This window comes from Granulosicoccus antarcticus IMCC3135 (assembly GCF_002215215.1).
Classification (GTDB): Bacteria; Pseudomonadota; Gammaproteobacteria; order Granulosicoccales; family Granulosicoccaceae; genus Granulosicoccus; species Granulosicoccus antarcticus.
The window spans coordinates 4,638,324-4,663,191 of the sequence record NZ_CP018632.1; the positions used below are offsets into that span (position 1 = coordinate 4,638,324).

Annotated in this window: 25 protein-coding genes; 15 read left to right on the forward strand and 10 right to left on the reverse strand. The window is 55.1% G+C overall.

The window, feature by feature from the left end; all coding sequences use genetic code 11:
* Positions 1-51: 51 nt before the first annotated feature.
* Complete coding sequence (gene otnK / locus IMCC3135_RS20135) at positions 52-1,272, forward strand: 3-oxo-tetronate kinase (RefSeq protein WP_088919234.1); 1,221 nt, start codon at positions 52-54, stop codon at positions 1,270-1,272.
* Entirely contained in the window at positions 1,269-1,907 is a 639-nt protein-coding gene (gene otnC, locus IMCC3135_RS20140) for a 3-oxo-tetronate 4-phosphate decarboxylase (RefSeq protein WP_088919235.1), read from the forward strand. The genes otnK and otnC overlap by 4 nt, the downstream gene beginning before the upstream one ends.
* A gap of 88 nt (positions 1,908-1,995) precedes the next feature.
* Here otnC and IMCC3135_RS20145 read toward each other — a convergent pair whose 3' ends face one another.
* Positions 1,996-2,928 carry an aldo/keto reductase gene (locus IMCC3135_RS20145; RefSeq protein ID WP_088919236.1) on the reverse strand — a complete coding sequence of 311 codons (933 nt, stop codon included), beginning with the start codon at positions 2,926-2,928 and terminating at the stop codon, positions 1,996-1,998.
* Between the two features lie 607 nt (positions 2,929-3,535).
* Here IMCC3135_RS20145 and IMCC3135_RS20150 point away from each other — a divergent pair.
* Genes IMCC3135_RS20150 through IMCC3135_RS20160 form a run of 3 tightly spaced genes read left to right on the forward strand, consistent with a single transcriptional unit; the run spans position 3,536 to position 6,231 of the window.
* On the forward strand, positions 3,536-4,375 hold the full coding sequence (locus IMCC3135_RS20150; protein ID WP_088919237.1) for a transglutaminase-like domain-containing protein: 840 nt from the start codon (positions 3,536-3,538) through the stop codon (positions 4,373-4,375).
* Between the two features lie 24 nt (positions 4,376-4,399).
* A complete protein-coding gene (locus IMCC3135_RS20155; RefSeq protein ID WP_205737631.1) occupies positions 4,400-5,371 on the forward strand; it encodes a D-2-hydroxyacid dehydrogenase family protein in 972 nt (323 codons plus the stop codon).
* A gap of 2 nt (positions 5,372-5,373) precedes the next feature.
* On the forward strand, positions 5,374-6,231 hold the full coding sequence (locus IMCC3135_RS20160) for a Rossmann-like domain-containing protein (RefSeq protein ID WP_169727496.1): 858 nt from the start codon (positions 5,374-5,376) through the stop codon (positions 6,229-6,231).
* On the opposite strand, the gene IMCC3135_RS20165 is transcribed toward IMCC3135_RS20160, so the two are convergent.
* The 4 genes from IMCC3135_RS20165 to IMCC3135_RS20180 form a co-directional block, all read right to left on the reverse strand.
* Positions 6,228-7,025: an aspartate dehydrogenase gene (locus IMCC3135_RS20165; RefSeq protein ID WP_088919238.1), complete on the reverse strand. Its 798-nt coding sequence runs from the start codon at positions 7,023-7,025 to the stop codon at positions 6,228-6,230. The two genes, IMCC3135_RS20160 and IMCC3135_RS20165, sit on opposite strands and share 4 nt — an antisense overlap.
* A gap of 27 nt (positions 7,026-7,052) precedes the next feature.
* Complete coding sequence (locus IMCC3135_RS20170) at positions 7,053-8,438, reverse strand: FAD-binding oxidoreductase (protein WP_236994624.1); 1,386 nt, start codon at positions 8,436-8,438, stop codon at positions 7,053-7,055.
* 124 nt (positions 8,439-8,562) lie between these two features.
* Positions 8,563-9,078 carry a peptide-methionine (S)-S-oxide reductase MsrA gene (msrA, locus tag IMCC3135_RS20175; protein WP_088921968.1) on the reverse strand — a complete coding sequence of 172 codons (516 nt, stop codon included), beginning with the start codon at positions 9,076-9,078 and terminating at the stop codon, positions 8,563-8,565.
* 77 nt (positions 9,079-9,155) lie between these two features.
* A complete protein-coding gene (locus IMCC3135_RS20180; RefSeq protein ID WP_088919239.1) occupies positions 9,156-9,845 on the reverse strand; it encodes a 5-formyltetrahydrofolate cyclo-ligase in 690 nt (229 codons plus the stop codon).
* Positions 9,846-10,043: 198 nt separating this feature from the next.
* Between IMCC3135_RS20180 and IMCC3135_RS20185 the strand changes: the two genes are divergently transcribed.
* From IMCC3135_RS20185 to IMCC3135_RS20205, 5 genes are read left to right on the forward strand one after another with little or no spacing between them, the layout of a single operon-like run.
* Positions 10,044-11,093, forward strand: coding sequence for an ABC transporter substrate-binding protein (locus tag IMCC3135_RS20185; RefSeq protein WP_088919240.1), 1,050 nt, complete (start codon positions 10,044-10,046; stop codon positions 11,091-11,093).
* Between the two features lie 29 nt (positions 11,094-11,122).
* Positions 11,123-11,950 carry an ABC transporter permease gene (locus tag IMCC3135_RS20190; protein ID WP_088919241.1) on the forward strand — a complete coding sequence of 276 codons (828 nt, stop codon included), beginning with the start codon at positions 11,123-11,125 and terminating at the stop codon, positions 11,948-11,950.
* Positions 11,947-12,726, forward strand: coding sequence for an ABC transporter permease (locus IMCC3135_RS20195; protein ID WP_205737632.1), 780 nt, complete (start codon positions 11,947-11,949; stop codon positions 12,724-12,726). Before IMCC3135_RS20190 ends, IMCC3135_RS20195 begins: the two co-directional genes overlap by 4 nt.
* Positions 12,719-14,833, forward strand: a complete 2,115-nt coding sequence (locus tag IMCC3135_RS34250) for a nucleoside hydrolase (protein WP_157736145.1) — start codon at positions 12,719-12,721, stop codon at positions 14,831-14,833. The genes IMCC3135_RS20195 and IMCC3135_RS34250 overlap by 8 nt, the downstream gene beginning before the upstream one ends.
* Before the next feature lie 6 nt (positions 14,834-14,839).
* Positions 14,840-16,609, forward strand: a complete 1,770-nt coding sequence (locus tag IMCC3135_RS20205; RefSeq protein WP_088919242.1) for an adenine deaminase — start codon at positions 14,840-14,842, stop codon at positions 16,607-16,609.
* A gap of 28 nt (positions 16,610-16,637) precedes the next feature.
* Here the strand turns inward: IMCC3135_RS20205 and IMCC3135_RS20210 are convergent, their stop codons facing one another.
* The gene (locus tag IMCC3135_RS20210; RefSeq protein WP_088919243.1) at positions 16,638-17,804 is read right to left on the reverse strand and encodes a M20 aminoacylase family protein; all 1,167 of its coding nucleotides are present in this window, start codon (positions 17,802-17,804) and stop codon (positions 16,638-16,640) included.
* Positions 17,805-17,885: 81 nt separating this feature from the next.
* On the opposite strand from IMCC3135_RS20210, the gene IMCC3135_RS20215 reads away from it, so the two are divergent.
* Together IMCC3135_RS20215 and IMCC3135_RS20220 are read left to right on the forward strand one after the other, a co-directional pair.
* Positions 17,886-18,605 (forward strand): phosphoribosyltransferase, encoded by a 720-nt coding sequence (locus IMCC3135_RS20215; RefSeq protein ID WP_205737633.1) that lies wholly within the window; start codon positions 17,886-17,888, stop codon positions 18,603-18,605.
* A gap of 37 nt (positions 18,606-18,642) precedes the next feature.
* Complete coding sequence (locus IMCC3135_RS20220) at positions 18,643-18,987, forward strand: hypothetical protein (RefSeq protein WP_088919244.1); 345 nt, start codon at positions 18,643-18,645, stop codon at positions 18,985-18,987.
* Between the two features lie 127 nt (positions 18,988-19,114).
* Here IMCC3135_RS20220 and IMCC3135_RS20225 read toward each other — a convergent pair whose 3' ends face one another.
* Genes IMCC3135_RS20225 through uraH form a run of 4 tightly spaced genes read right to left on the reverse strand, consistent with a single transcriptional unit; the run spans position 19,115 to position 22,337 of the window.
* Positions 19,115-19,894, reverse strand: a complete 780-nt coding sequence (locus IMCC3135_RS20225) for a GntR family transcriptional regulator (protein WP_088919245.1) — start codon at positions 19,892-19,894, stop codon at positions 19,115-19,117.
* A gap of 43 nt (positions 19,895-19,937) precedes the next feature.
* A complete protein-coding gene (locus IMCC3135_RS20230) occupies positions 19,938-20,759 on the reverse strand; it encodes a bifunctional allantoicase/(S)-ureidoglycine aminohydrolase (protein WP_088919246.1) in 822 nt (273 codons plus the stop codon).
* Positions 20,756-21,964 carry a urate hydroxylase PuuD gene (locus IMCC3135_RS20235; protein WP_088919247.1) on the reverse strand — a complete coding sequence of 403 codons (1,209 nt, stop codon included), beginning with the start codon at positions 21,962-21,964 and terminating at the stop codon, positions 20,756-20,758. The genes IMCC3135_RS20230 and IMCC3135_RS20235 overlap by 4 nt, the downstream gene beginning before the upstream one ends.
* A 10-nt stretch (positions 21,965-21,974) precedes the next feature.
* Complete coding sequence (gene uraH, locus IMCC3135_RS20240) at positions 21,975-22,337, reverse strand: hydroxyisourate hydrolase (RefSeq protein WP_088919248.1); 363 nt, start codon at positions 22,335-22,337, stop codon at positions 21,975-21,977.
* Positions 22,338-22,494: 157 nt separating this feature from the next.
* On the opposite strand from uraH, the gene puuE reads away from it, so the two are divergent.
* From puuE to IMCC3135_RS20255, 3 genes are read left to right on the forward strand one after another with little or no spacing between them, the layout of a single operon-like run.
* Positions 22,495-23,937: an allantoinase PuuE gene (gene puuE, locus IMCC3135_RS35020; protein ID WP_088919249.1), complete on the forward strand. Its 1,443-nt coding sequence runs from the start codon at positions 22,495-22,497 to the stop codon at positions 23,935-23,937.
* A 58-nt stretch (positions 23,938-23,995) separates the two neighbouring features.
* Entirely contained in the window at positions 23,996-24,640 is a 645-nt protein-coding gene (locus IMCC3135_RS20250) for a MarC family protein (protein WP_088919250.1), read from the forward strand.
* 9 nt (positions 24,641-24,649) lie between these two features.
* A complete protein-coding gene (locus IMCC3135_RS20255; RefSeq protein WP_088919251.1) occupies positions 24,650-24,859 on the forward strand; it encodes a DUF3565 domain-containing protein in 210 nt (69 codons plus the stop codon).
* Positions 24,860-24,868: the final 9 nt, after the last annotated feature.

A 24,868-nucleotide genomic window follows, 5' to 3' on the forward strand; every position in this document is an offset into this window, starting at 1 on the left:
ATTCCAATTCCTCCCCGCCCTGAACGACGGGGTATCCTTGGAATTGAAGGGATGAAAATTGGCGTCATCGCAGATGATTTCACGGGCGCATCCGACATTGCGCTGACCTTCGCGCTTGGTGGCATGACCACCGTCCAATATGTCGGCGTGCCAAGCGGCCCATCAGGCGATGTGGATGCCGGCGTAGTTGCCCTCAAATCGCGCACGATTGCTGCAGCGGATGCGATTGCACAATCCCTCGCTGCCTGCGACTGGCTGTTGGCGCAGGGCGCGACGCAGATCGTTTTTAAGGTTTGCTCCACATTTGACAGCACCGCAGAGGGCAATATCGGCCCTGTCACCGCCGCGCTGGCCAAGCGCCTGGGTGAAACTGCTGTCATCGTTTGCCCGGCATTTCCTGAAAACGGACGCAGCGTTTATCAAGGGCACTTGTTCGTGAACGACGGGTTGTTGAGCGAAAGCGGGATGCAGGATCATCCCCTGACACCCATGACAGACGCCGACCTGCGCCGTGTGCTGTCGGCCCAAACCGACTGGCCCGTTGCTCATGTCGATTTTCGCACCGTGGATCGCGGTGCGAATGCCATTGTTGCCGCCATGCCAGCAGACGCAGCAATGGTGATCGTGGATGCGGTGCGCGACACCGATTTGATCCAGATTGGTGCAGCGGCAAAGCATTGCAAGCTGCTTGTGGGGGGATCCGGTATTGCGATCGGCCTGCCTGCCAATTTTGATCATGCTCCTGCCGCGCCTCACTGGCCTGGTATCTCGGGAAAGGCCGCAATCCTGTCTGGATCATGCAGCCGCGCTACCCGTGCCCAAGTACACGCCTACACCGGTCCCAAACGCGAAATCACCGCCGAGCAGGTCATGGATGCAACTGTCGACGCCGATGGCTTGGCCGATTGGGTGATGTCGACTGACGGCGCCCCGCTGATCTATTCCTCAGCCGATCCGGATGTCGTGCGCGCGGCCCAAGACACTTATGGGCGCGATGTGGTGGCGCACAAAATTGAAAATCTGTTCACCGATTTGACCGCCTGTCTTGTGCAACGCGGGATCAGACGATTGATCGTGGCGGGCGGGGAAACCTCTGGGGCTGCCGTGGCTGGCTTGAACGCAACCGCACTGCGCATTGGCCCCAAATTGGCCGCGGGCGTCCCAGCCATGAAAGTCGAGGGCACCGGAATTGCTGTGGCTCTTAAATCGGGTAACTTTGGCGGGCCGGACTTCTTTTCCGAAAGCCTGCACCTGATGGAGCAATCCACATGAGCGAAATCACCAAGATGCGCGACCAGATCGCGGCCTTTGCCAAATCGATCTATGATCGTGGGCTCACCTCGGGATCGACGGGCAATATCTCGGCCCGTTTGTCGGATGGCACAATCTTGATGACTCCGACGGGCAGTTCTATGGGGTTTATCGACCCTGCCCGCATTAGCCATTTGTCGGCCGATCTGCTCCTGCTGTCCGGCGACACCCCCACCAAGGAAATATCGCTGCACACGGCCTTTTATGACACACGGTCTGAAACAGGCGCAGTTGTGCATCTGCATTCGTGTCATTCGGTCGCATTGTCGATGATGCCAGATACCGACCCCGAAGACGTTATCCCTGCGCTGACACCTTATCCAATCATGCGCTTGGGCAAGGTCAAACTCCTGCCGTTTTTCCTGCCTGGTGACCCGGAAATGGGCACAGCGGTGCGGGGACTTGCGGGGAAACGCTCGGCTGTGTTGCTGGCAAATCATGGGCCGGTTGTTGCGGGCAAAGACCTTGAGGCATCGGTTTATGCGATGGAAGAACTCGAAGAAGGTGCAAAGCTGGCGATGATGACGCGCGGCATGGAGCGGATCGGCCTCTGCGCCGAAGATCTAACAAAGCTGCGCCTGAAATATCCCGCTTAGAACTATATTTGCCGTCCTTACGTGTTGCCCAGACACCAGACGCGGCAGTGAATCAAAACTTCACTGCCGTGTTGTAGTCTTGGTATTCTCAGGTATCTTCAGAACGGTCCGTTGCCGGTGCTGGAGTGGGACTGAGCTTGGTTATTTTTGCAAAAAGATCGTCCGACAGTTCCAGATTTAATGCATCTAGCGATGGCTGCAATTGGGAGACATTGCGCGCAGAGATCAATGTTGATGTGACTGCCGGATGCCGTGCTACCCAGGCCACGGCGAGTTCTATTGCGGGAATCGAGGAGCTTTCCGCCAGTGCACTCAGGCCGCGTGCAGTTTCGTGCATCCATGCCTGCCCATAGCGCGCAGCATAGGTGCGATCATCCTTAAGCCGCCCCGCTGCCCCATCGACGTATTTACCCGTGAGAAGTCCGCCACCCAAGGGCGAAAATGGGCAGACTGCGATGTCTTGGTCAATGCATGCCGGTAGAATCTCGACCTCGACTTGCCGCTTCACGAGGTTGTACATCGGCTGACAAACATCGATCTGAGTTCCGAATTTCGCACAAACAGCCTGTGCTTTCATGATCTGCCACGCCGCAAAATTTGAAACACCGATATGACGGATCATTCCTTCGGATTGCATCTCGGCCAAGGTGCCAAAGGTTTCTTCCAGCTCCGTTGCATCGTCGAACCGGTGCAGATAATAAAGATCTATCGTGTCGACCCCGAGGCGTTTACGGCTTTCATCATGGGACGCCCGCAGATTAGCTGCCGACGCAGGGCGATCGTTGGGTGCCTTCGTTGCTATAAGAACGTCGTCGGCAACGGGGGCGACGAACGCACCAAGGATACGTTCTGATTCACCGCCCGTATAGCTAAAGGCGGTGTCAAAGAGATTGATCCCGGCCCCAATGCACGCCTCGAACATCTCGCGGGCGTTGTTTTCATCCGCGGTGCCGCCAAACTGCATAGCCCCAAATCCCAATCGGGAAACAGCTGTTCCATTTTTCGTTTTGAGGCGCTTCATAGGTTGGCTTTCCAGATTGATGAATGGTATTTAGTGTATTTATTAATGTATACGTTAAAGTCTATGCCGTCAAGACACAATTACTGCTAAGCGGGGTTTGTCAACATCGTTGCGCGTCAAATCAGGATGCAGCTTGTTCCCTTTTCTCGGGGTTCAGCGTCATAACCGGTTGATGATTCCAGTCTCTGGATTTCCCACTCCATCTCTTCGGATTGACGGCTTTGGTTTTCTGGTATACCTCATCTGTACGACCGCGAAGTGGTGGGCTGGGCCATGGGAGCAAACAACGATACCGCACTCACACTACGTGCCTTGGACATGGCACTGAAGGCTCACAAACCACCAGAGGGACTTCTGCACCGTATAAGGATAGTGCTGGGCGGCATAAAGGTTCCCAATTATCCCTCGACCAGTTGAGTCGTGCAGGAAGAACCGGTGTCATAGACTACCTATGTCATAGACAGCAACAACCAGCAAGTCATCTCGACACAGACAACCCACCCACTGGAAAAACCCCCACGCATCCGGCAAAATACACCTACATCAGCCATACTGACCAACATCCCCTCACGGTGTACGACCGTCTAGCAACCCCCGGCCCCAAACTATGTCCATCATTGAAGTCGGGTGTCGACTTGAGTACCGAGTCCATTTTGAAACCAGTTTCATCTTTCAGGTAGCTGTTCTGGATTCAAAACATCAGAAAGTCATCAAGGAATCTCTGGTCTGCGATCCGCCGCATGAGATCCAGGTCTGCAAGGTTGGCAGCCTGGGCCATCGTATCCATCGCCTGATGGCGGAGCCCGGCTGTCTCAATCTGTTCTATTCGGCCACCATCGACAACAAGCCCAAGTCGGTTCGCTCCAGAAATCTGATCTCGAACTCGCATTCGAAACTACCCTGCGAAGTGCTTGAGTTTCTGAATCCAAGCCGGTATTGCGAATCGGACAAGCTTGAACAATTCGCGTGGGACCACTTCGGAAAAGTCAAAGCCGGGCATACCCGTGTGCAAGCCGTGGCGGACTGGGTTTTCAACCATCTGAAATACACCCCCGGCAGCACAAGCTCGCAAACCACGGCCTCTGATGTATTCATTCGCCGTGTCGGTGTCTGCCGTGATTTTGCACACCTCACCATTGCTCTGTGTCGTGCACTGGGTATCCCGGCCAGATACGTGGCAGGCTATGCGGTTAATCTGGTGCCGCAGGACTTTCACGGCCTGGTGGAGGCCTATCTGGATGGTGCCTGGTATCTGTTTGATGCCACCCGCCTGGCCCCCGTTAACGCATTTATCAGAATCGGTGTTGGCCGCGATGCATCCGATATGTCTTTCTCGACCTACGTCGGCAATTCATCTCTGAACCATATGTATATCTGGGCCTCCGATGCAGATGGGAAGCTGGTGCCTTCTGGAAAAACGAATAAAATGGCTATCAGCCTCGGTTAAACCTACAAGTCAGGAAGTATCTCAATGAGCAATCTGAAGATAGCGGTTCTGGATGACAGCGCCAACGCCTCGCAAAGAGTGGCGGACTGGAGCGTACTGAACGATGCCGACGTAACCGTCTTCACCGACACACTCAAGGCCGAGTCAGAGCTGATTGAACGCCTGCGTCACTTTGATGTTGTCTGCCTGATGCGTGAACGCACCCCCTTCCCTGCCAGCCTCATCAAGGCTTTGCCGAAACTCAAGCTGATCATCACCACCGGCCCTCGCAACTTGTCCATTGACATGGCGGCTGCGGCAGCTCTGCATATACCGGTATGCGGGACCGAATCGAGAAAAACCACCACCTCCGAATTCGCCATGCTACTGATGCTGACCCAGTCTCGTGGACTTCTCACCGAAGTGAACTCGATGCGTGAAACCGGCTGGCAGTCCAGCCTGGGTCGAGACTTGGCAGGACTTGATCTGGGCCTGATTGGCCTGGGCAAGATCGGTGAACAGATGGCAACACTGGGCAAAGCCTTTGGCATGACTATTCATGCCTGGTCGCCCAATCTGACAACCGCTCGCTGTGAATCACTCGGGGTCCAGTACCAACCCGACTTGTCCAGCTTGATGGCCAACACCGATATCGTCTCGGTCCATATGGTCCTGTCCGAACGCAGCACCCATCTGGTCAACGCTGCCGCATTTGCAAGCATGCGCAACGATGCGCTCTTCATCAATACCTCTCGAGGCCAGATCGTCGACCAGCAAGCCTTGCTGGATGGCCTGCACAACGGCAAGCCCCTCAAGGCAGCTCTCGATGTCTATGACGAAGAACCACTGCCCATGGACAGCCCACTTCGAGATACCCAGCTGACAGAATCAGGCAGACTACTCTTGTCACCCCACCTGGGCTATGTCACCGAGCAGACTTGGAAAGTGTTCTATTCGCAAACGGTGGACGCCATTGCAGCCTGGCAGAACGGCGCCCCCATTCGCCAGTTGAACTGAAGGTGGGCACACTGTATGAGGCTCTGCTTGAGCAGTTGTCGATCGTTGACAAGGCGATCGAACTGCCGGCAATCCAGGCCTTTACATTCCCGCCTCTGCCAGTCGATCCTAACGCACGTCAGAATAACTTTGCCTACCTCAGCCTCACTGACGGCTCTGTGGGGCTCACCTATGTGGCGCTCGACAATGCCCTTCAAGAGCTGCACAGTCAGCATGCCTTGCTACCAAAAGCCGGACAGTCTGCGATGGAGCTGGCTGGACTGTACCGGCACTCACAGGGCTGGAAACGTGCGCTTGGGCTGGCGGCCATCAATGCCATAAGCCAGCATCTGCTGTCCTACTCTGCCAGTGTCAATGCAATGCCCGACAACCTGCAGCTGCTTTCACCGCAAACCGATGAGCGAATCGGCATGGTTGGCTATTTTGCACGCCTGGTTGACCCTTTGCGTGCCAAAGGTATTCCGGTGACAGTGATTGAACTGGAAGAGTCACTATTGCGTGAAGAGCCCGGGCTTGAAGTCACGCTCGATACCTCACGCCTGGCGGGCTGCTCTCAGGTCATCATTACCGGCACCACGCTTCTCAACCACAGCCTGGACAACATCCTCAAACACTGCCATGAGGCTGACAATGTCTACCTGCTCGGCCCTTCGGCCAGTTGCCTGCCAGATGCGCTTTTTGCGGCAGGCATTACCCATGTAGGCGGTTTTCGTGTGGCACAGCCTGAGCTTTTCAAACAACGCTGGTCTGAGGCAGGACGCTGGAGAGATGCCGGTGAGCGATATTTTCTGACACGCGATAACTACCCCGGCGCAGCTTCGCTTATCAAAACAGCTCTGGGCGCTAATGAGCTGCCTTAGACAAGCCGTAGGCTCGAACCTCGCTTCTCCACAGCCTTGACCAGACTCATGGCCGTCAAGGCTGATGAACGCGGATTACCCGGTAAGGCTTCTCCTTCTATACTGAATTGCAGCTTACCGAACACACCCTGTGCTTCGATCTCATGCCGATTGGCGGTTATATCCGGATCAGCAATCAGTTCCACAGTAGTCTTGTCAAAACCGATTCCGGCTAGCGCAATGGTGGCGGCCACATTGGCATTCTTCGGGTACTGCAGTGCTGCCTCACGCGCACTGCCTGTAAAAAAGGTGGTTGCAGTGCTCAGCTCATCCAACACCAGCAGCTTTTCAGCAGGCGAGCCACGCCAACCTTGGACAGGTTTTCGACCTCTGTAGACAACGCGATTCAGGCCGCCGATGCTGGCCGCAGACAAGGCATCCATACCCCCTATGGCACCTGAAACCAGTGCGAGGTGCGATTGACCCATCGTGGAGGCCTGCTCGACCTGCGAGGCGAGATCACGCGCCGCCAGAGCACCACTGGAGACTGCCAACACATCCAGCCCCCAATGCAGAAGCGCAGGCACATGTTGTGCGAATCCTGCGTGACCGGCGCATTCAATCGCCAGATCCAGCGGCGGCAGCTTACTCAGATCCGAGACGCATACCATTGATTCGCCCAGCGCCTCTCTGACAGCCGCTTCACGTCCGGGTCTGCACAGTACCGCCGCAATCCGACTATGTTCACTGATTTGCAGAGCCTGATGCACATACTGCCCGATGGCACCAAAGCCGATTAACAGAATCTGTTGCATATCTGAGCTTCCCTGAGACTTGAGAGACTACTCAACCGTGACAACTTTGCCAGGGTTCATGATGTTGAGAGGATCAATACTGGACTTGATCATCCCCATCAAGGCATAAGCAGCACCATGCTCATCCTGCATGTATTTGCGCTTACCACTGCCAATACCGTGTTCGCCGGTGACCGTACCACCAAACTCAAGCGCAAGATGGCTCACTTGACCCGCCAGCGTCGTCGCACGCTGCATTTCATCCTCGCTGGCTGTATCAACCAGAATAAGCAGGTGAAAATTGCCATCACCCACATGCCCGACCAGAGGTGCCAGCAATCCGCTCTGTGCAACATACTCATTGGTACGCTCGATACAGGCTGCCAACGCCGAAATAGGCACACAGCAATCGGTGACAAGCCCCTCGGCTCCCGGACGCAAGGCTTTGCCTGCATAGTAGGCATTATGTCGAGCCTTCCACAGGCGGTTACGATCCTCGGTGCGAGTTGCCCAGTTGAAATCAGAGGCCCCGAACTCCTCGGATGCTGACTTGAACATCTCGACCTGTTCTGCGACCCCGGCTTCTGTTCCATGAAACTCCAGAAACAGATGCGGCTTCTCCGGCATCTGCATGTCCGGATTGTAGATATTCATGCCCTTCATCTGAACTTGGTCAAGTAGCTCTATACGAGCCATGGGAATGCCCATCTGAATCGCCATGATGACCGAGTCCACAGCCTCTTTAACGGAATCAAACGCACAGGTGGCAGCCGATATGGTGTCAGGCTGCCCGACCAGTCGAACGGTCAGCTCGGTGATGATGCCAAGCGTGCCTTCCGAACCAACCATCAGATGCGTCAGATCGTAACCCGAAGCAGATTTTCGGGCGCGACTGCCGGTTCTGATAATCTGCCCGTCTGGCAGTACCACTTCCAGCGCCAGCACGTTCTCACGCATGGTTCCGTAGCGAACCGTATTGGTGCCCGAGGCCCGCGTCGCTGCCATGCCACCCATGGTCGCATCAGCTCCCGGGTCGACAGTGAACATCAGCCCCGTGGCTCGCAATTCATCGTTGAGCTGAACCCGGGTCACACCGGGTTGCACCACCGCATTCATATCGCTTTCAAAGACGGTCAATACTCGCTTCATGCGACTGGTATCAACACTGACCCCGCCTTCGAGCGGAATCACATGGCCTTCCAGTGAAGTACCGATGCCATAGGGCACAACCGGCGTGCGGTTGGCCGAACAGATCTGCATGATCTGCGACACCTCTTGTGTATTCTCGGGGAACGCTACGGCATCAGGCAAATTTGGCGTACTGTGAGCTTCATCGTGACTATGCATCTCCAGGATGGAGCTACCTGTTGACAATCGTTCGCCCAACAGCTCACGTAATTGTTCGATGGCAACAGCAATATTCTCAGAGGGCACGGTTCGGGTTCCTGATGCGAAATGATGGTAGCGGATTCAGACACCCATCATGAATCGCCTATCCCGTGATGGCAAGTCCCTTTGCCTTAATACGACAGGATCATCAGCAAGTCAGTTGACTGATTCAGGCAACCGTACTGCGTTTCGGCAATTTCCAGCCTGGTCTGACAAAGTGACAGGTATAGCCGCTGGGAAGTCGCTCCAGATAATCCTGATGCTCGGGTTCAGCTTCCCAGAAATCAGAAACCGGTTCCAGTTCAGTCACCACTTTGGCGGGCCACAGCCCGGATGCATCCACATCGGCAATGGTGTCCAAAGCCACCTGCTTCTGCTCTTCACTGGTGTAGTAAATCGCTGAACGATATGATGGCCCTGTATCGTTACCCTGACGCATTGGTGTGCTGGGGTCATGAATCTGGAAGAAAAACTCCAGAATGGTGCGGTAATCGGTCGCCGCCGGATCAAAGATAATCTCGATGCCTTCCGCATGATTGCCATGATTGCGATAGGTCGCATTCTCGACCTCTCCACCGGTATAGCCGACACGCGTCGACACGATACCCGGCATACGACGTATCAGATCCTGCATGCCCCAGAAGCAGCCACCTGCCAGTACAGCTCGTTGATTGTTGGTACTCATGAATGTGCCCTGTATTCTGTTTCGATTGGATAGACACATAAGTGGTGTCTATGATGACTTTTTCGACCCCAAGGGCCCTATTGGTTCACTGCCCAGACGATATCCGATTCGGTAACAATGACATTCATCGGAATATCGTAGGGTTGCGGGAAAATGGTTGCTATTCGCGCTAGCGAATGACCCACGCCAATCACGATCGGTTTTACGCCCTTACCCTGCAGCTGCGCCAGAGTCCGGTCAAAGTAGCCGCCTCCATACCCCAGTCGATAGCTCTCCTTGTCAAAACCGACTAGCGGCGAGATAACGTGAGTCGGTATCAATGGCGGACCATCAACGGGCACCGGAATATTCCAGATACCGGGCTCCATCCTTGCCTCGGGCGTCCATTCACGAAAGACCAGTGGATGAGACTTGATTTCAACAACCGGCAAAGCGATGCGAACGCCTTTTCCGATAGCCCGCGCCATCCAGTCTCGCAAGTTAGGCTCACCCCGAAATGGCCAGTAGACACTGACGATGCAATTCTGTGAATCAGCCAGAATGGTATCGAGTTTTTCAGCCATACAATCGGCAGCCTTTTGACGCTCGCGAGCTGGAACCTCCAGTCGCAAATTGATCAAATGCTGCCTTTGCGCCTTGCGCCAGCGAGCGACATCGATCGCCGTTTGTGCATCGACAACTTCATAGCCATTCTGACCCGCTTGCAACTCGTGCGCAAAGCAAGGCGATGAGGAAAAACCAGAAGGCGTCTTGTCAGAATCGCTCATATTCAACTACCTGTGATAGTTGCAAAAATAGAATAACTCTTGTCTCGACCGGTTGTCGGGGCAAGGCGCCTCACAACTTGCCGGACTTGCTCGCTGTGCTATCTTTCCCAGCGACTGAGTAGCCCCGATCGCCGACCTGAAAGGACCCGAACGATGAAATGCGACAACCCATTCCGCACTCGACACGCTCACAGTGCAATGCAGCGCACTGTCCAGCTTCCGAGCCTGTCCGTAACTGCACTATCATTGTGCAGCCTGATCGCTCTTGGTTCAAGTGCTGCTCAGGCAGCCGATGAAAAACTGGTCATATCCGTCTACGGTTTTGCGCAGGATGCCTTCAGCGAGATCGTCTACAAACCGTTCGAAGAACAATGCCAATGTGAACTGGTTGTAGAAACTGGCAATAGTGTCGAACGCCTGGCAAAGCTTGAAGCTCGCAAGGATGACCCGGAAATCGACATGGCGGTCATGTCGACCCACGATGCACTTTCTGCAAACCGCAAAGGTGTAACACAAGCCATTGATGTGTCACGCCTCAGTAACTTCGACAAACTGTACGATATCGCCAAGGATCCGTTGGGTGACCACCTGGGGATCGGCTACACCTTCTATGCAACATCCATCGTCTATCGCAGTGACAAAGTCAGCATCGACAGCTGGCAGGATCTGTTCAAGGATGAATTGAAAGGCCGTGTGGCTTTTCCAAACGTGACGACCAATCAGGGACCTCCTGCGCTGTACATGCTGGGCAAGGCCATGGGTGATGATGATGCAAGCCTGGAAGCACCGATCAAACAGGTTGCAGAGCACCGGGACGATATCGTGACGTTTTATGAACGCTCTTCGCAAGTTGCCCAGCTGATGCAGCAGGAAGAAATACTGGCAGCACCGGTGGGTCGTTTCGCCTGGGGCGCCTACACGAAAATGGATATGCCTCTGGCATGGGCAACTCCCACTGAAGGCCAGACTGGCGGCATGAATGTGATGGTTCTCACCAAGGGCGCCAAGCATGAAGATCTGGCCTACCAGTTCATGGACTTCTGGCTCTCAACTGGTATCCAGACCCAACTGGCTGAGGCACTGGTGGACAGTCCTGCCAATGCAGAAGTGATTGTCAGCGACGAAGTGGCTGGCAACCTGACCTACGGCGCCGAGACAGTCAGCTCATTGAAGTTGATGGCACCTGATGTGATTCTCGACAATCGTGATCAGTGGCTGGAATCGTGGAACGACAAAGTTGCTCAATGATTCGCCATTAACCAGCAGACGGCATTCCGATGTTTGAAAACAAGTTTGTAGGCATGGCGCTGGTGCTGCCAGGGGTGCTGTTTGCAGCCCTGGTTTTTCTGCTACCCGTCGGTTACCTGCTCGCCGAAGGCTTCCAGAGCGCCGATGGCTGGAGCTTTTCCCCCTATATAGAGTTCTTTTCCAGCGAGCGTAATCGAACGGTATTCCTGCGCACTCTGAAACTGGGTGCCATGGTGACAGTGGTGTCGACCATCATCGGCTACGCGGCGGCCTGGAGTATCGTCTCACTGAAGCCTACCTCTCGTGGACGCCTGATCGGCCTGGTGATTCTGCCTTTGATGATTTCACCCGTGGCTCGGACTTACGCCTGGATCGTTATTCTGGGACGCACGGGCATCGTCAATCAGGCGCTAATGACCATCGGCCTCAGTGATGAGCCCATCCGGTTTCTGTTTACCGAGACGGCCGTCTTCATCGGCTTGTTACAGCTTTTCCTGCCTCTCATGATTCTATCGCTCTCCAGCGCCATGGAAAACATGCCTGCTGATGCCGTTGCGGCAGCCCGTGTTCTGGGTGCCAACCCGCTCCAGGTATTCTGGAAAGTGATTCTGCCCCTGACCCGGGAAGGCCTGGTGATTGGCGGCACACTCGTATTCACAGGTTCTCTGACCGCGTTCATTACACCCGCCATTCTGGGTGGATCAAAGGTGCTGATGCTCGAGACCCTGCTTTACCAGAGAGTAACCGTTGCCAATGACATTGCCTCAGCCAGCGTTATTGCCATGATTCTGATTGTCATGAGCTTCTGCGCCAACCAGCTGCTCAAGCGTGTCGCTACCGCCAGAGGTGCAAAGTGATCAGTCGATTTTTGCAATGGACAGTACTAGCGCTGACCATCGGATTCCTGATAGGACCTTTCTTCATTATCGTGGCGGCGGGCCTGTCTGCCGGAGAATCATTGGCCTTTCCACCACAGGGCCTGTCCCTGCGCTGGGTCATCAAAGTCTTCCAGATAGACAGTTTTCGCGATAGTTTCCTGCTGTCGATGGGATTGGCTATTTTTGGCACATTGGCAGCCCTGATACTGGGCGTACCGATTGCCTATGCGCTGGCTCGCTACAAACTACCTTTTGGCGAGACGCTGCGAACCATTGTCTCGGCCCCCATTATCGTGCCCGGCATCATAGTCGGACTGGCTTTGCTGCGCTATTTGGTGGTGCCTCTGAATGTCGAAGTTGTTGCAGCTTTGTTTGCGGCTCACACAGCGCTCATATTGCCCTACGCGGTGCGCGTTGTTTCTGCCTCTCTGAGCAATCTGAGAAGTGATATCGAAGAGGCCGCTGTACTGCTGGGCGCCTCGCGACTGGGAGCATTTTTCAGAGTCGTTCTACCCAACATCAAGAGTGGCATTCTGGCCGCCTTCATTCTGGGCTTTGTCACCAGTTTCAACCAGGTACCCGTCTCGTTGTTCCTTTCAGGTCCCGGGGTGCGCACTTTGCCCATCGACATGATCTCCTACCTGGAAACCACCTACGACCCATCGGTGGCAGCACTGTCCGCCTTACTCGCATTCCTTTCCATTGCCATTGTCTTCGTGGCTGAACGATTTCTCGGATTTTCCCGCTATGTCTGACTACCTACAACTCGAGTCACTGACACTGAACTACGGGAAAACAGTAGCCGTCGATTCCCTGAGCCTGTCTATTGCTCAGGGTGAACTGGTTGCTTTTCTGGGCCCCTCCGGCTGTGGCAAAAGCACTACCATGCGTGCTATCGCCGGTCTGATGAAAACCCGATCGGGCCGAATACGTCTGGACGGCAAGGACATTACTCGCAAGTCACCCAACAAGCGCGATGTGGGTATGGTGTTTCAATCCTATGCCCTGTTCCCTCATCTGAACGTGACCGAGAACGTAGCCTTCGGCCTGCGCCTCAAAGGCCTTGCCGATCTGGATGTTGCGATGCGGGTCAACGATGGATTGTCGATGGTAGGACTGACGGAGTTTGCCCAGCGCATGCCGGCTGAACTCTCCGGTGGACAGCAACAGCGCGTGGCACTGGCTCGGGCACTGGTCATGGACCCCAAAGTATTGCTGCTCGATGAGCCCCTGTCCAACCTGGATGCACGCCTGAGGCTGGAAATGCGCAGCGAGCTGCAACGGGTTCAGAAAAAAACCGGGCTGACCATGATCTTCGTGACGCACGATCAGGTAGAAGCACTGTCTCTGGCCGATCGTATCGTTGTCATGAACCGCGGCTGTGTCGAGCAGATCGGTACTCCCGAAGAGATCTACAACACGCCTGCAACGCGATTTGTGGCAGATTTCGTCGGCTTCGAGAATATCATTCCGATCAACAGTCCTCTGTCGTTGACAGGCTCCCTGCCAGCTGACGTTCAAGGGCTAGCCTGGCGTCCTGCCAGCGTGGTCATGGGAAGCGGCCCCTACAGCGGCAAGATCATGGGCAATGCCTTTGCAGGCACCGTGCGTGAATACCTGCTTGAGACCGCTTTTGGCCCTATACGTGCCGATGTGGCGCCCGAGCTACCCGCCTATCAATCCGGTTCTCAGATAGCCTTTGACCTGCCACTGTACATGGCGGTGCAGCTAACGAACATGAAACAGGATCCAGCCATCGAGCAAGCTATCGCTGCCTCTGATGCCGAAGCACAGACTGTGGCTGCACCCGGAGCAACTTCGCCGGAAACATCGGCACCCATGGCCGCGATTGCGCCCACCTCAACGACAAATCCTGTGTCCACGACTTTGAACGCGACTATGTCCGAACTCACAGAACCCAAGCTCAACCTCTGGGTCGATACCGACATGGGATTCGACGACATGCATGCCTTACTGGTCCTGCGTCACCAAGGGGTCAGACCCGCAGGACAATCCCTGGTGTTTGGCTGCACGCCGTTACCGCAGGTTCTCAACAATGCAATGAGCTTTGACAGCACATTCAACTGGTATGGATCATGGCATGCTGGTGCATCCGCCTCTTACGACGGCATCATCCGAACCGCTGAGCACGTGCTGGGCTGGAGCGGAATGCTGACCCGTGGAGCGATGCTGCCGCAAGGGCCTTTGATGCCATACGCCGCAGACTCAACAGCTGCCATGATCGACTGGCTATCGACGAACCCCGAGCAGCCTGAAATACTGGCCATGGGGCCGTTGACCAATATCGCTCAATTGGTACAGCAGGCACCTGAACTGGCCGCACGCATTACTCGCCTGACCTGGATGGGGGGTTCAACAGGCCAGGGTAACCAGACGGCCTATGGCGAGTTCAACGCCTGGGCAGATGCCAAAGCTGCCTCCATTGTGTTTGCATCAGGCATTCCCATTCAGATGGTCGATCTGGAAGTCTGCCGACAGGTTCAACTACAACCGGACGATCTGATCCCTTTGACAGACCCGGATTTACCAATGGGCCCACTGCTCCATGACTTGCTGGGTGGCTACCTGGATATTGGCCTGTCACGGGGCCGAAGCGGCATGGCGGTGTACGATCCGGTTGCCGCTGCGGCCATCGTCGCCAGTGATGATTTCGAATCAAGGCCTGTCAACATCCTGATCGAGACTCTGGATTCTGATCGTGAAGGTCAGACGATCATCTCTGATGCGATTGCCGGCCAGAGCCTGCATACGGTGCTCACGCTCAAGAATGCAAGCCGTGTCAAAAGCATGCTGATGGAAGCCTTGCTAAGCGCTGCGAAGAATGAAGGCTGGCAAGGGTAATCTGACATGAGAGCCACGGAACCGCAGGACTTGAACGAGCGTGCCTTGCGAGATCGCGCGGTTGCGGCGGCTCGTGGCGATGAACCATTCGATCTGCTGATTCGTGATGGCAGCCTGTTTGATGCCATCACCGGAGAAACACGTAAAGCGGATATTGGCCTGATCGGTCCATTGATTGCCAGCGTTCATGCAACAGGTCTGCATCAGGCAGCCAGCCAGAGCATTAATGCCAGTTGTCAGATTGCCATACCCGGGCTGATTGACACCCATATGCATGTGGAAAGCTCGATGATCACGCCTGCCAGTTATGCGCAGGCGGTGCTGCCACGTGGTGTCACCAGCATTGTCTGGGACCCGCATGAGTTAGGCAATGTCCACGGCATGGCAGGCGTCAACTGGGCGATTGAAGCAAGCTCCGAACTCGACCTGCGGGTCGTACTGCTGGCACCTTCCTGCGTGCCTTCAGCGCCGGGCTTAGAGCTTGCGGGTGCTGATTTCGCCGCCGATACCTTGCAAAGCATTCTGGCCATGCCGCAGGTTGGTGGCGTGGCGGAAGTCATGAACATGCGCGGCGTCATCGAACGCGAAGAGCGTATGACAAGCCTGGTACAGGCAGGACTGGACAGTGGCAAACCGGTTTTTGGTCACGCACGCAGTCTCAGCGGTCCCGACCTGGCAGCCTTCATGGCCGCTGGTGTGGTTACCGATCACGAGATTACCTCGGCCGAGGATCTGATGCACAAACTGCGAGCGGGTCTGGGTATCGAATTGCGTGGTTCACACGACCACCTGCTGCCCGAATGTGTGGCGGCCTTGAACGAACTGGGCTTTCTACCCAGCAACCTGACGCTGTGTACTGATGATGTCTTTCCAGACGACTTATACGAACGTGGCGGCCTTGATGATGTGGTGCGCCGCCTGATCAGCTACGGCATGCCGGCTAGCTGGGCACTGCGAGCAGCCAGCTACAATGCAGCCCTGCGCCTGTCACGCCCCGACCTTGGTTTGCTGGCAGCAGGACGCCGTGCCGACTTGGCCCTGGTTGATTCGCTCGACAATCTGCACTGTCATCGCGTCATCACCAATGGCAAGACTGTCGCAGTCGAGGGCAAGTGCCTGACGACTCCGATCGCCTGCGATACCACCCCCTTGATCTCATCTGTGAAAGTTGACAGCTTGGATGCCGGTGATTTCCATCTGCATGCCAAAGGTGATTCAGTCAAGATCAGAGCGATTCACAAACCCCGTTTTACCGAGCACGCCACGCTTGAGGCCCGTGTCGTTGATGGCATTGTCATACCTCCTGCAGAAGTCACCCTGATGGCGATCACACACCGCCACGGACGGGCCGCGGCCAAACCCAAAGTCGCTTTCCTCACAGGCTGGGGACAATGGCAAGGCGCCTTTGCCACAACCGTCTCTCACGACAGTCATAATCTGACAGCCTTTGGCGGCCATGAGCGCGACCTGGCTGCAGCCTGTAATGCCGTCATCCAGATGCAGGGCGGTATGGCGGTTGCCATCGACGGTAAAGTGATTGCCACCCTGCCCCTGCCCTTATCCGGGCTTATCTCCGACAGACCTCTCAGCGAGATCTCCGAACAGTTCAAGAACTTGCGAGACGCCATGGATCAGGTCATACAGTGGCAACCACCCTATCTGATATTCAAGGCCTGCTTCGGTGCCAGCCTGGCTTGCAATGCCGGTCCTCATCTGACCGATATGGGCATTGCGGATCACGCCATCAGCCCGACACCGCTTTCATCGATAATGTGATGCCAGGGCACCTGTCTCGAACAGCTTCCTAGGTAGGCAACACCTGCTCTGCCAGAGTCACCCAATAATTCATACCGGTTCGAATAGCACCGTCGTTGAAGTCGTAAGAGGTGTTGTGATGCAAGGCGCCATCCACCGCCGGACCATTACCAAGCCAGACATAGCAGCCGGGTATATCCTGACTGAAGAAGGAAAAATCATCGCCTGCGGTAGAGCGTGGAAAATCCGTCCTTACTGCTGCCCCGCATACCGTTTTTGCTGCCTGCAGCGCCAATGCGGTCGCGGCGGCATTATTGACCACGGGCGGTATACGGCGAATGTATTCGTAATGCGCACGAATACCAAAAGTGTCCGCTATTCCCTGTGCCAGCTGCCCGATACTCTGCTCAAGCTGATCACGTACCTGCGGCGTATAGGCACGCGCAGTTCCACCGATATGGACTTTGTCAGGAATGACGTTAAGTGCTTCGGGGTCACCTGCCTGAACCGAACAGGCACTCACCACCGCAGGTTCCAATGGATCAACCACGCGACCCGGAATGGTCTGCAGCGCACTCAGAAAATGCCCGGATGCGGTGATGGCATCTCGCCCCAGATGCGGCTTGGCACCATGCGTACCCACACCCTCAAAGACTACCCGCCACGAATCGGAGCTCGCCAACTGCGGCCCGACAACCACCGCCATCTCGTCAACCGCCAGTCCCGGCATATTGTGCAAACCAAACACCAGATCGCAGGGGAATTGTTTGAAAAGCCCTTCCTCCACCATGCGCCGGGCTCCACCTCGCCCTTCTTCTGCTGGTTGAAAAATACAATGCACGGTACCGGAAAAACGGCGACTTCGGGCAAGCTCCAGCGCCGCTCCCAACAGCATCACGGTATGCCCGTCGTGACCGCAGGCATGCATCTTTCCGGCAACCTTGGACTGGTAGGGGCGCTCGGCGACTTCGGTCATGGCAAGTGCATCCATATCCGCTCGCAAACCGATACTGCCTTTACCATCGCCAGCCGTGATGCTGGCCACCAGACCGGTACCGGCCAGGCCCGTATTAACCGTTATGCCTGCCGCCTCAAGATACTCCAGCACGCGGGCACTCGTACGTACCTCTTCGAAACCCAACTCTGGATGCGCATGCAGCTCATGGCGCAATTCGGTCAGAAATTCCAGGTCGGCGTTGGCGGTAGACTCTTTCATGACAGGGACTCTTGCTGACAGCTTCAAATAGTTTCCGGCACTATTCTACTCTTGGTACAGTAGTCGCGCAGAACAACTCCCATGGCAAATACGATGCAAACAACCAGCAACGATCCGGCCCTGCAATTTTGGCAGCAGATAGACCCTGCAGGCACCCACCCATTCAACCCGGACACCGGCTACCTTGATGGCTACCCGGCAACACTGAGTGACGGCAGTGAACTACTGCTACCCATCCGTGAGCGTGACAATGGCCAGTTTGCGCTGGCCTCACTCATCATCAATCAGGCAAGTTTTACGGTCGTCGATGCATTGGCCAGCGAACTGGCAGAGCAGCTAAGCACTTACCAACCGGACTTGATCGTAGGTGTACCGACACTAGGCCTGACACTGGCAGAGGCCACCGCACGCAAACTGGGCCACGCAGGCTATCTTCCTTTGGGCACATCACGCAAATTCTGGTATCAGGACTCGTTGTCCGTCCCCATGAGCTCAATCACAAGCCCCGGCGCCCAGAAGCGTCTCTATATTGACCCACGCCTGCTGCCCTTGCTTGAAGGTAAACGGATCTGTGTCATTGACGATGCCATCAGCACCGGCTCATCCATTGTCGCGGCTCTGAGCTTGTTGTCACAACTGGACATTACGCCGGTGTGCCTCGGCTTTGCCATGCGCCAGTCCAACGTCTGGAAACAGACATTGAAAGATACCCATCCAGGCATGGAAAACCTTGTGTGTTCAGCATTCCACTCTCCGAAACTGATACCGATAACCGGTGGTGGCTGGACTATAGAATCTTGATCTTATAACTGTATTCGGCCAGAACATCAGCCTGGCCATGGAGTGTATCGAAGGCACCTCGGAACCTGTTGAAGGCAAAGCCATCCCGCTGGATGAAGCCTCTATCCGCCAGCGTCTAAAGGCGCTTTCGCAAGAGATCACATCCAATCACGCTGATCTTCTGGAACTCCTGGTCCGGTTCGATGATCTTGAGGGCTGGAAAACCAGCGGCGCCCGTTACTGTGCCGCCTGGATGAATCTTGAAATCGGTATTGGCATACAGTCGGGTTGGGAATACCTGCGCGTTGGCCGCAAGCTACGCACCTTACCAACCCACATGGGGTACGAACGGATATACACGTGTATATTGCGGCGAGCCTGTCCAGGACAGTTATTTCGATAACTCAAGGGACATGCCTGCACTTTAATTCATTACTGAAACACCTGCCAGCTACGCAAGCATTGCCCGACTGCGGGAAAATAGTTCAGTTCACTGAACTTTCAGACTCGCTAACCTGGCTATCTACCTTTCAGTCCGCAGTTGTTCTCACATGTGCAAATGCCGCATATAGATCCCCCGGTGAGCGCTCATTATCCAGGTCGAGTTTGTCTTCCAGATGCTGCAGGTGAGCACTCATCGACGCCACTGCCGCCTGAGCATCGCCGCTGGCCATGACGTCGAGAATATCGAAATGCTCCTGATGTGAGCACAGGTCGTGATGGGGTATCTGATACATGGCAATAATCAGGGAGGTCTGCGGCACCAGCTCCTTCAGATAGCTCATCAGGGTTGTATTTTCCGACAGGGCAGATAACTGGATGTGAAAATCGCCCGACAATCTCAGACCGGCACCCTGTTGCTGTCTGCGCACATGATCCCGCTCATCCTCCACGCAGCGTCGCAGCATATTCAGTGACTCTGGTGTCGCATTGAGCGTTGCTTCGCGCACCACTTCTGCTTCGATCAACTTGCGGACACCCAGAATCTCACGGGCCTTGCGAACATCCGGACGGATGATGGTGGCACCGCGATTGGGCTGCATGTCAACGATTCGATCATGCGACAAACGCAGCAGTGCACGGCGCACAACGGTGCGACTGACCGAGAATATATCCGCCAGCTCATCTTCCTTGAGCTTCACACCGGGGCTCAGGCGATGATCGAGGATGGCATCCAGTATTTCATTGTAAAGCCGCTCATCCTGCGTCTGACCGCCCTGCACCGGAGCCGCCGGGCTCAGCATGCCTTCAAGCACACCACCCGACTTCCGGTTTTTTTCTGCTTTAGCCACTGTCGTCACTATTGCCATTAAAACGAGAACAATGATTGTACACAGTTGATGTATGCAACCGTTACAACAGAACCGCGTGGCGATTCACATCCTTGTAGAGCAGGTAACGAAACTTGGCAGGACCACCGGCATAACAGGCTTGCGGACAGAAGGCGCGCAACCACATGAAATCACCCGCTTCAACTTCCACCCAGTCCTGGTTCAGTCTGTAAACACCCTTGCCTTCCAGCACATACAGGCCGTGCTCCATGACATGAGTTTCCAGAAACGGGATGACAGCGCCGGGCTCCAGCGTGACAATCGTTACATGCATGTCGTGACGCAGATCGGCTGGATCAACGAATCGAGTCGTGGCCCAACGCCCTTCAGTATCAGGCATCACAGTTGGTGCAACATTTTGCTCATTGGTTACGAACGCTTCAGGCACCTCGACACCCTCGACGAATTCGTATTTCTTGCGAATCCAGTGAAATCGTGCCGCCTCGTCTGCTTGGTTATTCACCGTCCAGTTGCAACCGGGCGGTAAAAAAGCATAGCCACCCGGGCTCAGCTCATGCTGCTGCCCATCGATGCTCAGATTCAGGGTCCCTTCCATGACAAACAGAACGCTTTCAACCTTGGGATCTGGCTCGGGCTTGTCACTGCCGCCACCGCTCGAGACTTCCATGATGTACTGAGAAAAAGTCGTTGCAAAACCGGCGATTGGTCGTGCGATGATCCAGGCGCGTGTCTTGTTCCAGAACGGGAACGAGCTGGTCACGATGTCACGCAGAACACCTTTGGGTATGACGGTATAGGCCTCAGTGACCATCGCTCTGTCGGTCAGCAGATCGGTCTGCGGTGGCAGGCCACCATGCGGTGCGTGATAGACAGGCTTATTCATTCGGCTTTTGCTCCAGCCTGGTACCACTGATCAATAAGGGCTCGTTCTTCATCCGTCATTTGTGTCAGATTGCCAATAGGCATGGCTTTGGTGACAACAGTCTGCTGATGAACTGCGAGAGCTTGCCGCACGATATCGTCAGTCGTCTCCAGCACAATACCCTTGGGTGGTGCACTGAAACCTGGCTGTGAAGGCGAGTTGGCATGACAGACGGCACAGCGCTCTTGCATCACCGCTTCAACATTGGCAAACAGCTGCGCCGGACTTGCACTGGCGTTCTCGGCCGATGGCACACTGGGCTTGGGCACGATGGCTGCGGCTACACCCATGATCAGTACCGCTGCAATTACCAGTGGAACCGGCGTTGCCTTGTCATTGTGACGTTGTACGAAATAGACACGAATCAGAGCACCAGCGATCGACAATACAATCAGGATCAACCAGTTGTAGGCATGACCCCAGGTCATGGCGTAGTGGTTACTGATCATCACGAACAACACCGGCAGGGTAAAGAAGGTGTTGTGTACCGAACGCTGCTTGGCACGAATTCCATGGCTCGGATCCGGGGCGCGCCCTTCCTTCTTGGCCGCAACCAGATCTCGCTGACCAGGCATGATCACAAAGAAGACATTGGCAACCATGATGGTGCCCAACATGGCACCGTAGTGCAGATAGGCTCCACGTCCGCTGAAGATCTGACACAAGACAAACGCTGCAATGGAGACGAAGATCAGCATGGCAATACTGAGCTTGGTTTCATTCTTGCCGATTGCAGATTTACACAGCTGATCGTAGACAATCCAACCCACGGCAATGGTCAGCATGCCCAATATGACAGCGACCGGCTTGCTCAGATCCATGATTCGGGGATCGATCAGATAGATCTCGGCCTGATACCAGTACATAAGGCACAACAGGAACATGCCGGTTATCCAGGTGGTATAAGCCTCCCATTTGAACCAATGCAGTGTCTGCGGCAGCTCAGGGGGTGCAATCTTGTATTTTTGCGCATGGTAGAACCCACCACCGTGGACAGACCAGATCTCCCCTCCGACGCCCTGCTCGATGTCTTCAGCCATTTTTGGCTCTCGCAGGCTGTTATCCAGCCAGACGAAATAGAAAGAAGCACCGATCCACGCAATGCCAGTCACCAGATGTACCCAGCGGCCCAACAAATTGAGCCATTCAAGAATATAGCCTTCCATCGCTTAGCCCTCAGCTGCCTCGGTAAGTGGAATAACTGTACGGCGTAATCAGCAACGGCACATGGTAATGCTCATCGGCTGCTGCCACCCCGAACCGGATGACGACATCATCCAGAAATCGTGGCTCGCTCTTTTTGTCTGTACCACCATCAAGTGCGTTGAAATAGTCACCGACTGAAAACACCAGTTCATAGACCCCTTGCTGAAACTCATCCCCTTCCAGCAAGGCTTCATCACAGCGACCATCGCTGTTGGTCAGCACCTGATTGATTAGTGAACGCTGCTCATTGGATATGCGATACAGCGCTACAGGGATACCATCACCGGGCTTGCCCCGAGTAGTATCCAGTACATGCGTTGTGAGTCTGCCCATAACATTAGCCTCTTCCCCTGCCGATCAGACAGGTCATTGTGAGTTTGGCGATGGATGGACCATAGTTTGTTGACTTCATCATGTCAACATATTTGTACTTGATATTGTATCCATTTTTGTGTACAAATAATTCATACATTATTTCAGAGTTTGCACCATGACTGATTCGCAGGCAAATACGATGTTCAAAGAATCGCCGGCCGAACTGAGCCAGAGCGCTTTTGTGCAGCGATTTGGTGACATCTACGAGCATTCAGCCTGGGTTGCCGAGCGCAGCTGGGCGCAAGGCGTTAATGCCTCCCATAACCAGGTATCGGCACTGGCCGCACTGATGGCTGATGTATTGAGCCAGGCCAGCGAACAAGAGCAGATGCAATTGATTCGGGCCCATCCGGATCTTGCCGGCAAGGCCGCTTTGCAAGGTGAGCTGACAGACGACTCCACCGATGAACAGTCAAGTGCCGGTCTGGACCAATGCACAGCTGAGGAGCTTGCGCATTTCCAGCAGCTTAATGACGCCTACAAAGCCCGCTTCGACATACCTTTCATCATGGCTGTACGACACAGCAACCGTCATCAAATACTCGCAGGCTTTGAAGAACGCCTGCAAAATGAGCCTGCCGCTGAATTCGCACGAGCCCTGGCAGAGATCAATCGTATTGCCCTGTTCCGACTGCAAACTCAGGCAGAGCCGCTCTATCCGCGCGACATGATCGGTTACGGCAATCAGCCACCCAAAGTCACTTGGCCCGGCAAAGCCCGCATTGCCGTGCAATTTGTCATCAATTATGAAGAAGGCGCAGAGAACTGCGTGCTGCATGGCGACAAGGCATCCGAGGCATTCCTGTCGGAGATTGTCGGTGCACAGGCTCTGCCGGGCGTGCGCCATATGAATATGGAATCCATTTACGAATACGGCTCCAGGGTCGGCTTCTGGCGTCTGCACAAACTGTTTACCGAGCGCAAGTTACCGGTCACCGTCTTCGGCGTCGCCATGGCACTGGAGCGCAACCCTGAAGCGGTTGCTGCCATGCTCAGTGCTGACTGGGAAATAGCCAGTCATGGCTATCGCTGGATCGACTATCAGTATATGGATGAGGCCGAAGAAAAAGCCCATATGCTCAAGGCCATCGAGATACATACTCGCGTTACAGGCCAACGGCCTACGGGCTGGTATCTGGGCCGCTGTAGCCCCAACACGCATCGACTGGTTGCAGAAGAAGGCGGATTCGCCTACAACGCCGACAGCTATGCGGATGATGTGCCCTATTGGGATGCCGATTTTGGTGACAAACCTCAGCTTATCGTGCCCTACACCCTGGATGCGAACGACATGCGCTTTGCCTCGCCACAAGGATTCAATGCGGGTGACCAGTTCTTCAATTATCTGAAGGACAGCTTTGATACCCTGCACACCGAAGGGCTCGACACACCCCGCATGATGTCTATCGGACTGCATTGTCGCCTGGTGGGTCGCCCCGGACGTATCGCAGCACTGGCCCGATTTCTTGACTATGTCCAGTCATTCGATGATGCCTGGGTGGCACGCCGAATCGATATTGCCGAGCACTGGCAGTTACATCACCCAGCCGGAAATTGACAACTAAAGCGAGGCAAACGATGATGCCTCGCTTAACCCAGCGCTTCGAGTAAAACCAATGCCTTCACTGGAAAGTGTGATCAATGCGTTCATCACGCTATTTGTCACTGTCGACCCCATCGGCAACGTACCGCTGTTCCTGGGTCTGACGGCAGGCATGACGGCGCTGGTCCGTCGATCCATCGCCATTCGTGGTTGCACGATTGCACTGGGCATACTGCTCCTGTTTGCATTGACCGGCACCGGCATTCTCGATTCCATTGGCATAACCATTGATGCCTTTCGCATCGCAGGCGGCATATTGCTGTTCGTTACCGCCTTCGAAATGATCTACGGGCATCGGCAAGAGCGACGCGAAGAGGCCTCCAATACAGTTGCCATGGAGCGTGCGGCCAACCTGGCCGTTTTTCCACTGGCACTGCCACTACTGGCGGGTCCTGGCACCATTGCAGCCACCATTCTGATCGCCTCTGAAATGTCCTCTGAACCCGGCGTCAGTGTATGGGCGGGTAAAGCGACAATAATCGCGATACTGACGGTCATGATGCTATTGACAGCCGGTGTACTGATTGCGGCACACTCTCTGGACAAGTATCTGGGCAGCACCGGCAAACTGGTACTCACTCGACTGCTGGGTGTACTGCTGGCAGCCTTGTCGGTTCAGTACATCGCTGATGGAATCCTGGCTTTCGCACGCCACTGACAGCACCGCATGAAACAGAAGATCACAGGATTCCACAAGGATGAACTGGATGACTGGGTCGCTGAACTGGAATGCCGCCACACACAACATGTCCGGCACAACCCGCCCTGGACTAACCGGCCATGGGTTAGCTCAGAGCAGGGTCGGACCTGCAAGCTGGGTCTGGAGCTGGAATGCCTGAAGTGTGATCGGGACGAGCCAGTGGATTTTTTTTACTAAGAGAAGTAG